Source organism: Mycobacterium sp. GA-1285 (assembly GCF_001499905.1).
Lineage (GTDB): Bacteria > Actinomycetota > Actinomycetes > Mycobacteriales > Mycobacteriaceae > Mycobacterium.
In genome coordinates this window covers 1-14,294 of the sequence record NZ_LQIS01000031.1, presented here as the reverse complement: position 1 = coordinate 14,294, position 14,294 = coordinate 1, and the positions used below count along the sequence as shown (strand labels likewise).

The window sequence follows — 14,294 nt, the reverse complement described above, 5'->3', positions numbered from 1 at the left end:
CAGCAGTCATCACCCCCAACACCCGCTGCAACCGCTCCACCAACACCCCAACACTGACCGCATCAAACACATCAGTGCGAAACTCCACCTCGCCGCCGATCCCGGCCGGTTCGCCGGTCTCATCCCAGCGCTCGCCCAGGGCGAACGTCAGGTCGGTGCGAGCTGTCCGGGTGTCGGTCGGCAGCGCGGTGACGTCGACGTCACCGAAACCGAGCCCAGCGACCGGTGCCTTGTCCTGCCAGTTCTGCCACGAGAGCATGATCTGCACCAGCGGATGGTGAGTGAGGCTGCGGGTCGGGTTGAGCCGCTCCACGAGCACCTCGAACGGCACATCCTGGTGCTCATAGGCGGCCAGGCTGCGAGACCGTACCTGAGCCAACAACTCTGCGACGGTCGGGTCGCCGGCCACCTCGACGCGCAGCACCAAAGTGTTGACGAAAAAGCCGACCAACTCGGCGAGCGCCTGGTCACGGCGCCCGGCAATCGGGAATCCGATGGCGACATCCGAGCTGGCGCTGATCTTGGTCAGGAGTACCGCCAAGGCGGCCTGTATCACCATGAAGCTGGTCACGCCGTGCTCGCGCGCCACCTCGCGAACTTGCTGTTGCAGCTCCGGAGGCCAGTTGACCGCCGTTCTGGCGCCGCGCTGGTCGGCGACAGGTGGGTAGGGCCGATCGGTGGGGAGTTCCAGCCGTTCGGGCAGTCCCGCCAGCGCGTGCTCCCAGTAGGCCAGCTGCGCAGCGATCCTGCTGTCGGGGTCGTCGAGATCACCCAGTTGCTCGCGCTGCCACAACGTGTAATCGACATATTGCACCGGTAGGGGGTCCCAGCCTGGCGCCTGCCCCGCGCACCGGCTGTCGTAGGCAACCCCCAGGTCCCGCACCAGCGGTGTGATCGACCAGCCATCGGCGGCGATATGGTGAATCACCGCAACCAGCACGTAATCGTCGTCGCTGATCCTGAAAAGCCGTGCGCGTAGCGGGATTTCGGTTGCCAACGCGAATGGGCGACGCGATTCCGTGTCGACGGCCTCGGTCAACCGGCTGGCTGGCCACCCGCTGGCATCGACGATTTGCCATCTGAGGTCCGCCTGTTCGACGGGCACTACCACCTGCTGGGCTATCCCGTCGGGGGCGGGAAACAGTGTGCGTACGCTTTCATGGCGGCTCACCAGATCGACAAATGCCTGACCCAACGCTTCGGTATCGAGGCGCCCACGCAGCCGCAGTGCGACCGAAATGTTGTAGACCGGCGAAGGTCCCTGCAGCTGGTCGATGAACCACAAGCGGGTTTGCGAGAACGACAACGGCACCACGGCCGGACGCTCCATCGGGACCAGCGCCTCATGCCGGCTCCCTTCGCCGGCGATGCGCGATGCCAATTGGGCGACCGTGGGCGCCTCGAACACCGCACGAACCGCAAGGGCCGCATCGAAGTCGGCGTTTACCGCGGCAACAAGTCGCATGACCGTCAGGGAATCTCCGCCGAGGTCGAAGAAGGAGTCATCAACGCCAACACGATCGACGCCCAGCACATCGGCGAAGATGCCGGCGAGGACCTCTTCGATCGCGTTCGTCGGAGCGCGGTAGTGGTCAGCGTCCTGATATTCGGGTGCCGGAAGCGCGCCGACGTTGAGTTTGCCGTTGACGGTCAACGGCAGCGCCGCCAACGCAACCACTGCGGCGGGCACCATGTAAGCCGGCAGCCGCTCGGCCAGCGTGCTGCGGAGCGTGCTCAGGTCGGCCGTCCCGGTGACGTAGGCGACCAGCCGCTTGTCGCCCGGGCGGTCCTCGCGGGTGATCACCGCGGCCCGATTCACCCCCGGACACGCGCCCAGCGCCGCCTGCACCTCTCCGAGTTCGATGCGGTAGCCGCGGATCTTGACCTGCTCGTCCGCGCGGCCCAGGTATTGCAGCTGGCCATCGGCGTTCCAACGCACAAGGTCTCCGGTGCGATACATCCGCGCACCGGTGCCGCCGAACGGGCACGCCACGAACCGCGAAGCGGTCAGCCCGGGTCGACCCAGATAGCCGATTCCGACTCCGGTTCCAGCGACATACAACTCACCGACCACTCCGGTCGGCACGGGCCACAACCCGGCGTCCAAGACGAACAACGCCGCACCCGGCACCGGCGAACCGATCGGCGGCACCCCAGACCCCGCCGCGAGCGGCGCGCTGATTGCCACACACATGGTGCTCTCGGTCGGACCATAGGCATTGACCATCACCCGCCCGGGCGCCCACCGATCGACCACCTCGGCGGAGCAGGCCTCGCCGGCGACGACCAATGCCATCGAGTCCAATCCCTCTCGGGGCAACATCGCCACGGCCGAGGGAGTCTCGGTGAGCACGTTGACTTGCCCGGCGACCAACGCGTCGCGGAAGTCATCCGGGGATGCCGCCACCTGTTCGGGTATGACGACCAGCCGCCCACCACGTACCAAAGCCCCGAAGATCTCCCACACCGAGACGTCGAAAGCCAAGGAATGACATTGCGCCCACACTCCTGCCGGCGGGATACCCGCACCCAATGTCTGCAGCAGGTGGGTCGCGCTGCGGTGCGTGATCGCCACCCCCTTCGGGCGACCGGTTGTACCCGACGTGTAGATCAGGTAGGCGACGTCATCGGGCGAAGGGGCCGGAAGCGGTGTTGCAGGGTAGGTACGGATGTCGGGGTCATCAATGTCGATAACGGCGAGGTTGCACACCTCGAGTCGCTCGGCGAGCCCCACGGTGGTGATCGCCGCGATCGGCGCGGCATCGGCCACCATGAACTCGATTCGCTCCGCCGGGACCGCCGGGTCGATGGGCAGATAGCCCGCTCCGGTCTTGAGCACCCCCATGATCGCCACGATCGCCTCGATCGAGCGTGAAAACAGCAGCGCCACAGAGGTTCCCGGGCGCGCACCCTCAGCGGCCAAGAAATGCGCAAACCGGTTGCTTGCCTCGTCGAGCTCGCGATAGGTCATCGAACGGCCCTGGCAGTTCAGCGCCTCTGCCTCCGGTGCGCGCGCCACGTGTTCGGCGAACAGGGCCGGGATCGACGGCGCCGGCGGAGCGGGCTGGTTCAAGACCGCTCGGTTACCGACCTCGGCCAACAGGAGGTGCTCGGCTTCGTCCAACAGGTCGATCGAGGACACCGATCGCGCCGGGTCCGTGGTCATCGCGACAAGCACCCGGCGCAGCCGCTCGCTCAGCGCCTCGATGCTCGGGCGGTCGAATACGTCTGTGCGATATTCGATCGCACCACCGATTCCGCCGGGCTCCCCGCTCTCGTTCCAGCGGTCGGCCAGGATGAAGGCCAAATCCATTCGCGCGGTATGAGTATCCACCGGCAGCTCGGCGGCCTGCACATCACCCAGAGCCAGCGTGGTGGGCTCGTTGTTCTGCCAAGCCAGCATTACCTGGACCACCGGATGATGGGCAAGACTTCGGGTCGGGTTGAGCCGCTCTACCAGCATCTCGAAAGGCACGTCCTGGTGCTCGAACGCGGCCAGGCTACGTGTGCGCACCTGAGTCAACAGCTCCGCGACGCTGGGATCCGCAACCAACTCGACGCGCAGCACAAGCGTATTGACGAAGAAACCCACCAACTCATCGAGCGCGGGATCGTTTCGCCCGGCGACCGGAAACCCAACGGCCACATCAGAACTGGCGCTCAGCTTCGACAGAAGCACCGCCAGGGCGGCCTGCACCACCATGAAACTGGTCGCATTGTGCTCGCGAGCCACCTGCGCAATCCGTTGCTGCAACTCGACCGGCCAGTCCACCACCACCCGCTCGCCACGGGAATCAGCCACCTGCGGGTAAGGCCGGTCGGTCGGTAAGTCAACACGCTCGGGCATACCCGCCAGGGCCTGCTCCCAAAAGGCCAGCTGCGCGGCGATTGGGCTCGCGGGGTCGTCGAATTCACCCAGTTGTTCGCGCTGCCACAGCGTGTAGTCGATGTACTGCACCGGCAAGGCATCCCATCCAGGGGGCTGCCCCGCGCACCTACTCGCATACGCCAAACCGAGATCCCGCACCAGAGGGCCGGCGGACAAACCGTCGGCCGCGATGTGGTGTACCACTGCCAGCAGCACGTGCTCATGCTCTGCGACCCGGAAAAGGCTGGCGCGCAATGGAATTTCGACGCTCACATCGAACGGACGGCGCGCTGCCTCGTCGATCGCATCTGCCAACCGCTCCGCCGACCACCGGCTGGCATCGACGATCTCCCAACCGGATTCGGCCTGCTGGGCGGGCACCACCTGCTGCCGGGGCACTCCCGCGGGCGCGGGGAACAACGTGCGCAGGCTCTCATGGCGATCGACCACATCGGCCAGTGCCTGCCCCAATGCTGCGGCGTCGAGGTCGCCGTCCAGACGCAACGCGGTGACCATGTTGTAGACCGCCGACGGCCCCTGCAACTGGTCGATGAACCACAACCGCTGCTGGGCGAACGACAAGGGCACCACGGTGGGGCGGTCAACGGCGACGATAGGTGCTCGTCGAGTTCCTTCTGCTCCTATGCGGAGGGCCATCTGCGCAACCGTGGGAGACTCGAACACCGCACGCACCGCAACGCCGGCATCCAAGCCGGTATTGACCGCGGCAACAAGACGCATCGCCGACAGCGAGTCTCCGCCGAGTTCGAAGAAAGATTCGTCGACGCCGACGCGCTCCAGACCCAACACCTCGGCGAAGATGTCGGCCAAGATCTGCTCAACCGGGTTGGACGGGGCGCGATAGCGATCACCGTCCGTGTACTCCGGCACCGGCAAGGCGCGCTTGTCGAGTTTGCCGTTGACGGTCAACGGCAACGCGTCAAGGGCCACCACCGCCGTGGGCACCATGTAGGCCGGCAATCGCTCAGCCAGCCCCACACGCAGCATCCCCGGGTCAGCGGTTCCGACGAAATATCCCACCAGACGCTTGTCACCGGGTCGGTCTTCACGCACGATCACCGCCGCCTGATCGACCCCGTCGAGATCGCCCAACGCCGCCTGCACCTCGCCGAGCTCGATGCGATAGCCGCGGATCTTGACCTGCTCATCGGCACGGCCCAGATACCGCAGCTGCCCATCAGTACCCCACGACACCAAATCCCCGGTCCGATACATCCTGTGGCCCTGCGCTCCCGCGCCGACGAACGGGCACGCCACAAACCGCGACGCACTCAACCCCGCCCGCCGCCAATAGCCCAGGCCTACACCGGAACCGGCCACATACAAATCACCGACCACCCCGGCCGGCACCGGCCGCAACCACGCGTCGAGCACGAAAAAGCCCAGATGAGCCAACGGCACGCCAACCGGACTACCCGTGTCCTCGACATCAGCGGCGACGATCTCCCGCAACGAGGCATGCACCGTCGTCTCAGTGGTCCCATACATGTTGAACAACCGCGGCGATCCCGGATGATTTTGCAACCACGACCGAAGGCGTTGCGGCTCAAGGGCTTCCCCGGCGAACACCACCGTCTGCAGACTCAGTTGTCGACTGGTCTCCGGTTGCAGCGCATCAACAGCCTGCAACGCATAAAACGCCGACGGTGTCTGGCTCAACACACTGACCCGCTCGGCGGCCAACAGATTGTGGAAATCTTCCGGCGACCGCGCCACCGATTCCGACACCACCACCAGCCGCCCGCCGAACAACAGCGCCCCCCACATCTCCCACACCGAGACATCGAAAGCCAACGAATGCCACTGCGACCACACCTGGCCGGCGAAATTCACATCAGCGAGCGCAGCCTCCAACAACTCGACCACGTTACGGTGAGTGATCGCCACACCCTTGGGCACACCGGTAGTGCCCGACGTATAGATCAAGTAGGCAACGTCATCGGCGGCCGGCGCCGGCAGCGCCGTGACCGGCTGACCATCGAGCGCCGGATCGTCAACCTCGACGACCACCAGATCATGCCCATCCAACCGCGAGCGCAACCCCTCCATCGTCACCGCCGCGCGTGGCCCCGCATCGGCAAGCACCAAACCGATCCGCGCATCCGGATGCGCCGGATCGATCGGCACATACGCCGCCCCGATCTTGAGCACCGCCAAAATCGCCACAATCGCCTCAACCGAGCGCGGCAACAACAACGCCACCCGCTCACCGGGACCCACCCCACGCCCCGCCAACAAATGCGCCAACCGATTCGAGGCCTCGTCCAACTCGCCGTAGCTCATCGAACGACCCTCAAAACTCAGCGCCACCGCCTCCGGGCAACGCCCCACCTGCTCGGCGAACAACACCGGAATCGACACCGACGAAGCCGTCCCCGCAGCCAACCCCGCCCGATTCGACCACCCGTCCAACCGGACACGCTCGTCGTCTCCGAGCAGATCCACCGACGACAACCGCCGCTTTGAATCAGCGGTGAGCGCCACCAACACCCGCTGCAACCGCTCGACCAGAGCCTCGATGCTGCCGGCTTCGAACACATCCGTGCGGAACTCGACCGCACCACGAATGCCTTCGGGTTCACCGGTTTCGCTCCAGCACTCGCCTAGCGAGAACGTGAGATCCATCCGAGCGGTACGCGTGTCCACCTGCAGCGGCCTGGCCTCCACATCCCCCAGAGCGAGTGCCGCGACCTCATTGTTCTGCCACGCCAACAGCACCTGCACAAGCGGGTGGTGTCTCAGGCTGCGGGTGGGGTTGAGCCGCTCCACCAGCACCTCGAAGGGCACATCTTGATTCTCGTAAGCCGCCAGACCGCGCGTCCGCACTTGCGCAAGCAACTCGGCCATAGTGGGATCCCCGGCGAGCTCGACGCGAAGCACCAAGGTGTTGACGAAACAGCCGACCAACTCGTCAAGCGCGGGATCATTTCGCCCAGCTACCGGAAAGCCAACGGCCACATCTGAACTGGCGCTGATCTTCGACAACAGCACCGCTAGGGCGGCCTGCACCACCATGAAGCTGGTCGCGTTGTGTTCACGCGCTACCCGAGCAACCTGCTGCTGCAGCTCGACGGGGAAGTTGACCTCTACCGTGGCACCGCGCTGATCGGCCACTGGTGGGTAGGGCCGATCAGTCGGGAAGTCCAGACGTTCGGGCAGGTCCGCGAGCGCCTGCTCCCAGTAAGCCAGCTGTTCGGCCACGCGGCTGTCGGGGTCGTCAAGGTCCCCCAATTGCTCGCGCTGCCACAACGTGTAATCGACATACTGCACCGGCAACGGCGCCCAGTCTGGTGCTCGTCCCGAACACCGGCTGGCATAGGCCCTTCCCAGATCCCGCACCATCGGCGCGATCGACCAGCCGTCGGCGGCGATGTGGTGCACCACGATCGCCAACACGTGCTCGACGTCGGTGACTCTGAAAAGAGTTGCGCGCAAGGGGATCTCGTTGCCCAGATCGAACGGGTGACGCGTCACCGCGTCGATGGCCTCGCTCAACCTGCTTGCCGACCAACCGCCGGCGTCAACCACTTGCCAGCCGAAGTCGGCCTGCTCGGTGGGGGCCACGACCTGCTGAGTCAGGCCATCGACTAACGGGAAGACGGTGCGCAGGGTTTCGTGGCGGCCCACCACATCGGTGAGCGCCTGCCCCATCGCCTCGTCGTCGAGGTGCCCGTCCAGCCCCAGTGCGGTGGCCATGTTGTACATCGGGGACGGCCCCTGCAATTGGTCGATGAACCACAACCGCTGCTGGGCGAACGACAATGGAATCACCGGTGGGCGCTCCACGGCCACTACCGGCGCCCGCCGCTCGCCGCTCGCACCGATCCGCGGAGCCAAGTGTGCAACTGTGGGCGCCTCGAACACGTCTCGCACCGAAAGTCCGGTATCCATACCAGAATTCACGGCGGCGACCAGTCGCATAGCCGACAGCGAGTCCCCGCCCAGATCGAAGAACGAGTCGTCCACCCCCACCCGCTGCACACCGAGTACCTGGCTGTAGATGCCGGCCAGAATCTCCTCGATGGCGTTACTGGGGGCCCGGTAACCCGCATCGCTGTATTCCGGCGCGGGCAAGGCGCGTTTGTCCAACTTGCCGTTGGGCGTCAGGGGCAGCGCGTCGATCACCACCAGAGCCGCAGGCACCATGTATGAAGGCAACCGCTCCGCCAGCGCCGCACGCACCGCGGCCGTGTCCACGGTCCCGGTCACATATCCCACCAAACGGTTGTCCCCCGGGCGGTCCTCACGGGCGATCACCACCGCCTGTTCCACCCCATCACAGCCCGCCAATGCGGCCTGTACCTCGCCCAGCTCGATACGATGGCCGCGGATCTTGACCTGCTCATCGATGCGGCCCAAGTACTGCAGCTGCCCATCGGCGCCCCACCGCACCAGGTCCCCGGTGCGATACATCCTGTGTCCTTGCGCTCCCGCTTCGACGAACGGGCACGCGACGAACCGCGACGCCGTCAGCGGGCTGCGTCGCCAATACCCGATCCCCACCGCCGGGCCTGCCACATACAACTCGCCCACTACCCCTGCGGGTACCTGACGCAACCATCCGTCCAGCACGAACAATGCTGCTCCGGCGACCGGCGAGCCGATCGGCACCACATCCGACCCCGCTTGCAGAGGTGTACTCAGAGTCACCCACATCGTGGCTTCGGTCGGTCCGTACTCGTTGATCATCACCCGTCCGGGAGCCCACCGATCCACCAGTTCGGACGGGCATGCCTCGCCACCGACGAGCAATGCGACGGACTCCAACCCCTGCGGCGACAGCACCCCGACCGCCGATGGGGTCTGACACAACACGTCGACCTGTGCATCGACCAGCAATGCGTGGAAGTCATCCGGCGAGGCAGCGACCTCCTCGGACACGACCACGAGCCGCCCACCATGCAGCAGCGCACCGTAGATTTCCCAACCCGAGATGTCGAAACCGTAGGAGTGCCATTGCGACCACACCTTCTCCGGTGCGGCCAAATCCGCGTCCAAGGAGGCCATCAACTGGGTCACGTTGCGATGGCTGATCGCCACCCCCTTCGGGGTACCGGTGGTACCCGAGGTGTAGATCAAGTAAGCGATATCGTCCGGTGCCGGATTCGGAAGCGATTTGCCGGGTTGGCCGTCGACGGCGAGTTCGTTGACGTCGATGACCAGCAGGTCGCGCCCGGCGAGCCGATCGGCGAACTCGGAAGTGGTGAGCGCGGCGATCGGCCCGGCATCCTCGAGTAAGAACTCGATGCGAGGGTCGGGATGCGCGGGGTCGATGGGGAGATACGCCGCCCCCGTCTTGAGCACGGCCAACATCGAGACGATCGCCTCCGCCGACCGCGAAAACATCAGCGCGACAGAATCTCCTGGACCGACCCGGTGGGCGGCCAGCAGGTTCGCCCACCGGTTGGCCGTCTCATCGAGTGCGCGATAGGTCCAGGAGCGCTCACCGCATACCAGTGCGACAGCCTCCGGTGCGCGGGCCACGTGTTCTGCAAACGCCGCCGGAATCGATAACGCAGCGGTCGCGTCCCGGCTCAGGGCCGCCCGATTGCCGATCTCGGCCAAGCGGACGTGTTCGGTCTCGTCCAACAGATCCGTCGACGACAACCGCCGAGCCGGCTCCGAGATCATCGCCGCCCACACTCGCTGCAACCGCTCGATCAGCGCGTCGATGCTCTCAGGACCGAAAACGTCGGTGTCGAACTCGATGCGGAGATTCAGTTCGCGGCCAGGCGTGGCTTGAACAGTCAGCGGATAGTGGTTGTACTCGCGGGTGGCGACATCACTGATCGCCAGCCCGTCGCCACCTGATAGAGCGCCGGCGTCGATCGGGTAGTTCTCGTAGAGGAAGAGGCTGTCGAACAGCCTGTCCTGACGTGTCAGGCGGTGGATGTCCGGTAGCGCGAGATGCTGGTGGTCAAGTGTCTGGGTATGACTACTTTGCAGCTGGTCCAGCAGATCGACGGTGGTTGTTTCAGGCGTGAGGCGCGCTCGCACCGGGACGGTGTTTATCAACAGTCCCACCATCGAGTCCGCGCCGAACACCTCGTCGGGCCGTCCTGAGACGGCGGTGCCGAAAGCGACATCATGCTGACCGGTCAGCCACGTCAGCAGGTGCGCCCACGCTGCCTGCAGCACGATGTTCATGGTGGTTTGATTCGTGCGGGCCAACTCGCTCAGCGCACGCGTAGTCGCTTCGGGCACCTCAACCGAGCGAACATTTCGCTCTCCTCGCCGCATACCGTCCGGCGGACCCACCAATGTCGGCGTCTCGAAACCGGCAAGCACCTCCGCCCATGCTGCCCGAGCGGCATCAAGATCTCGCTGGGCCAGCCACGTCACGAATCTGCGGTAAGGCGCAGGCGCCGGCAGCCGCTGTCCGTGGTACGCGGCGAAAATCTCCTGCAGCAGGATCGATATCGACCAGCCGTCGAGCAGAATATGGTGACTTGTCAATACGAACCGGTGCTCGTTCGGGGCCGTTCGGATCAGCGCCGTACGAAACACCGGAGGCTGGGCCAGATCGCGGACCGAGGCGCGCTCGGCAGCACAGAGCTGCTCGACTTCGGCCTCGCTATCGACCCCGGCGCCGCTGAGATCCAGATAGTGCCACGGCGCGTCGGGGTCGGCCGGGATGATCTGCACGGGACGGTCGAACTGTTCGTGGAATCGCGCTGCGAGGTTCGGATGGCGGCCGACAACCGTTTGCACGGCGTCATGCAAACGCTGCCGGTCTAGTGCGCCGGTGATGGTGATGTCCAGCTGCACCGCGTAGACGTCGTCGCCGTTACTCGATCCGGCATGAGCGTGAAAAAGTAGCCCCTCCTGCAGTGGTGTCAGGGGCAGTACGTCAGCGATCCGCATATTGCCGTTGAAGCTCGTCGATCTGCTGCTGGGTGAGTCCGGCCGCGATATCCGAGGGCGTCAGTCCGCCTCCGCCGCCGCGTACGTGCGCGCAGATACCGGACAGGGCGTCGAACCAGAGCTGGTTCAGCCGCTTCATCTGGGCGAGGTTCAGCGCCGATGGCGCCCACGTCCAATTGGCGTGTAGCTGTGGGCCGCCGTCGGTGTCAACGGTGGAAGCGTTGAGCTCCACGGTGTGCATCAGCGGCATGGGCACCGCCGAAACAGCAGCGGTGATCGACGGATCGTCGGGGCAGATCCGCCACGCCTCATCGGATCCCTCAGACGTCCCCCCGGCCAAGCGCCCTAGGTAGTTGAACCCGATAGGCGGATCAACATCGGGCAGGTCGACGTCGGAGTTCAGGTAGCGGAGCGCCCCGTAGCTGATGTCGTCGGGCTGCGAGAGCAGTTGCTCCTTCACATCCTTGATCAGTGTTCCGAGCGCCGGCTCCCCCGCAGTCACCTGAGCCCATCGCAGGTTTCCGACCGCGAACGCCACGGGGTACTTCGTGGTGAACCACCCCACCGTGCGTGACAGGTCGACATCAGCTGCCAAGTCGTCGTGGCGCCCGTGGCCCTCCACGTCGATGCCGATGGGTGCGCTCCCGGTGCCCAGGAACTCCGCCAGGGCGAGGCCGAACGCGATCAGCAAGATGTCCTGGATGCCCGAGTTGAACGCCGTCGGCACTTCAGTGAGAAGCGCGCTGGTCGTCTCGGTGTCCAGCGACGACGTCAGATGCCCGGCGTGCTCATAGGTGTCCGTCTCGGGCTGGACCGCCGGCAAAGCGGCGGTGGTCGCTGTGATCTCACGCCATGCCTGCGCCTGGTCGACGACTTCTGCTCGGTGCGCGTAGTCGTCGAGCAACGAGCCCCACTTCGCGAACGACGTTCCAGCGGGTGACAGGGTTATGGGTTGGCCGCTGCCATGCTGCGCCCATGCGGTGTTGAGGTCCTCCGACAGGATTCGCCACGACACCCCGTCAACCGCCAGGTGGTGAATCATCATCAACAGTTGGCTGGTCGAACTCACCCACAGCGCGCTGACCATGGCGCCGGCGGCAGGGTTCAATCTCAACCGCGCCTCGCAGACCGCCTCATCGGAGAGCTCCTCGACCGAGTGCAGTAATTCCGATGCCTGAACTGTGCCGGCCTCGGGCACATGCAGTGACCAATCACCGTCTTGGTCGTCGACGCGCAGCCGCAACATCGCGTGCCGATCCACCAGCGCCTGCAACAAGACGACCACATCATCCTCGGCCACGCCGGCCGGCGCCTGCACAAGCACCGTCTGGTTGAACTGATCGACCGGACCCTTCACTTCCTGCAGCCAGCGGATGATCGGGGTAGCAGACAACTGACCGATACCGTCGTCGTCCGCGTCGGTCGCATCCTCGGCCAGCCTGGCCACCTGAGCCAGCCGTGCCACGGTCTGTTCGGCGAAGATGTCTCGCGGCCGGCACAGTACCCCGGCGGCCCGTGCGCGCGACGCCACCTGCATCGACAGAATGCTGTCCCCACCCAATTCGAAGAACGATTCGTCGACCCCGACACGCTCCAGACCCAGAACTTGGGCGTAGATGTCAGCCAAGATCTCCTCTACCTCGTCGCCCGGACCGCGGTAGCGGTCGGCCTGTTGATAGTCGGGTGCCGGCAAAGAGCGGACGTCGAGTTTGCCGTTCACCGTCAATGGCAGCGCGTCGAGGGCCACCACCGCGGTCGGAACCATATAGGCCGGCAACCGCTCCATCAAAGCGGTCCGCGCCTCGGCCGGGTTCGCTGTTCCGACGATGTAGCCGACCAGGCGCTTGTCGCCGGAACGATCCTCGCGCGCGACCACGGCCACCTGCGACACGCCTTCGATCTCCGAGAGCGCAGCCTCGATTTCGCCGAGCTCGATCCGATAGCCGCGGATCTTGACCTGCTCGTCGATGCGGCCCAAGTACTGCAGCTGTCCGTCCGCGCCCCACCGCACCAGGTCACCGGTGCGATACATCCGCTGTCCATGCGCTCCCGCGCCGACGAATGGACAAGCGACAAACCGCGACGACGTCAACCCGGCCCGGCGCAGATACCCGTTAGCCAGCCCCGCACCGGCGACATAGAGCTCACCGGCCACCCCGGCAGCCGTCGGGCGCAACCACGCATCGAGCACGAACAATGCCGCTCCCAGCACCGGCTCGCCGATCGGCACAACCGCTGACCCCGGAGTCAGCGGCGCGCTCATCACGACGATCATCGCCGTCTCGGTCGGACCGTAGGCGTTGATCATCACGCGTCCGGGTGCCCACTGATCCACCACCTCGGCAGGGCAGGCCTCACCCGCGACCACCAACGCCGTCGAATCCAATCTTTCGGGGGACAGCGCCTTCACCGCCGATGGAGTCAGGGTCAGCACGTCGACCTGCTCGGTGGTCAGCAGCGTGTGGAAATCCTCGGGTGAACGGACGACCTCGTCGGAGACGACCACGACCCGACCGCCGCTAAACAATGGAGTCCACGTTTCCCATACCGACATGTCGAACCCGTACGAGGCACATTGGGTCCACGTGCCGGTTACGGGAAGATATGCCCCCAGCGACTCCAGCAACTGGAGGACGTTGCGGTGGCTTACAGCCACGCCCTTGGGCACGCCGGTTGTGCCCGAGGTGTAGATGAGGTAGGCGGTATCGTCGGGTCCCGGCGCCAGTAAGCCGGTGCAGGGATAGCTCTCGACACTGCGGTCCTCGATGTCGATGACCCGACCACCATGCTCATCCACCTGATCGGCGAATTGGCCTGTGGTGATCACGGCGATCGGTGCCGCATCATCGAGCATGAACCCGATCCGCGCCGGCGGCAGCGCCGGGTCGATCGGCAGATAGGCCGCTCCGGTCTTGAGCACCGCCAAGATCGCCGTCACCGCGTCAACCGAGCGCGGCAAAAATATCGCCACCCGCTCCCCTGCGCGCGCACCTCGACTCGCCAGCAGATGTGCCAAGCGGTTCGATGCCTCGTCGAGCTGCCGATACGTCACCGAGTGGCCCTCGCCGCTCACCGCGACCGCCTCGGGGCAACGCGCCGCCTGCTCGACGAACAACGCCGGTATCGACGGCGACGTGTCGACCGTCCGGTTCAGCGCCGAGCGATTACCCAATTCGCTCAACCGCGCATGCTCGACCTCGTCCAACACATCGATCGACGACAGCAGCCGCATCGGGTCGGCGATCATCGATGCCAGCAATCGCTGGAAGCGTTCGAACAGCGCCTCGACACTGGCCCGATTGAACACATCGGTGTCGAATTCGGCCCGAAGCTCGAGTTCGCGACCCGGCACCACCTGGACCGCCAACGGATAATGGTTGTACTCGTGGCGAACGAGGTCCGTGACTTCGAGTGCCGAACCGTTCGTCAACGCCGCATCCAGCGGGTAGTTCTCGTATGCGAAGAGCGTGTCGAACAACTGGTCGTGACCGGTGGCGTGGTGAATTTCGTTGAGCGCCAGGTGCTGATGCTCGAGGGTGTG

At 65.3% G+C, this 14,294-nt stretch carries 2 protein-coding genes; both read right to left on the bottom strand.

Annotated features, from left to right (window positions below):
• The coding region (locus tag AU193_RS15960) for a non-ribosomal peptide synthetase (RefSeq protein WP_156425244.1) at positions 1 to 10,753 on the bottom strand (10,753 nt) is incomplete at its 3' end.
• Positions 10,740 to 14,294 (bottom strand): non-ribosomal peptide synthetase (locus AU193_RS23875; RefSeq protein ID WP_156425243.1); only part of this gene is annotated, 3,555 nt, incomplete at its 5' end. The genes AU193_RS23875 and AU193_RS15960, both read right to left, overlap by 14 nt.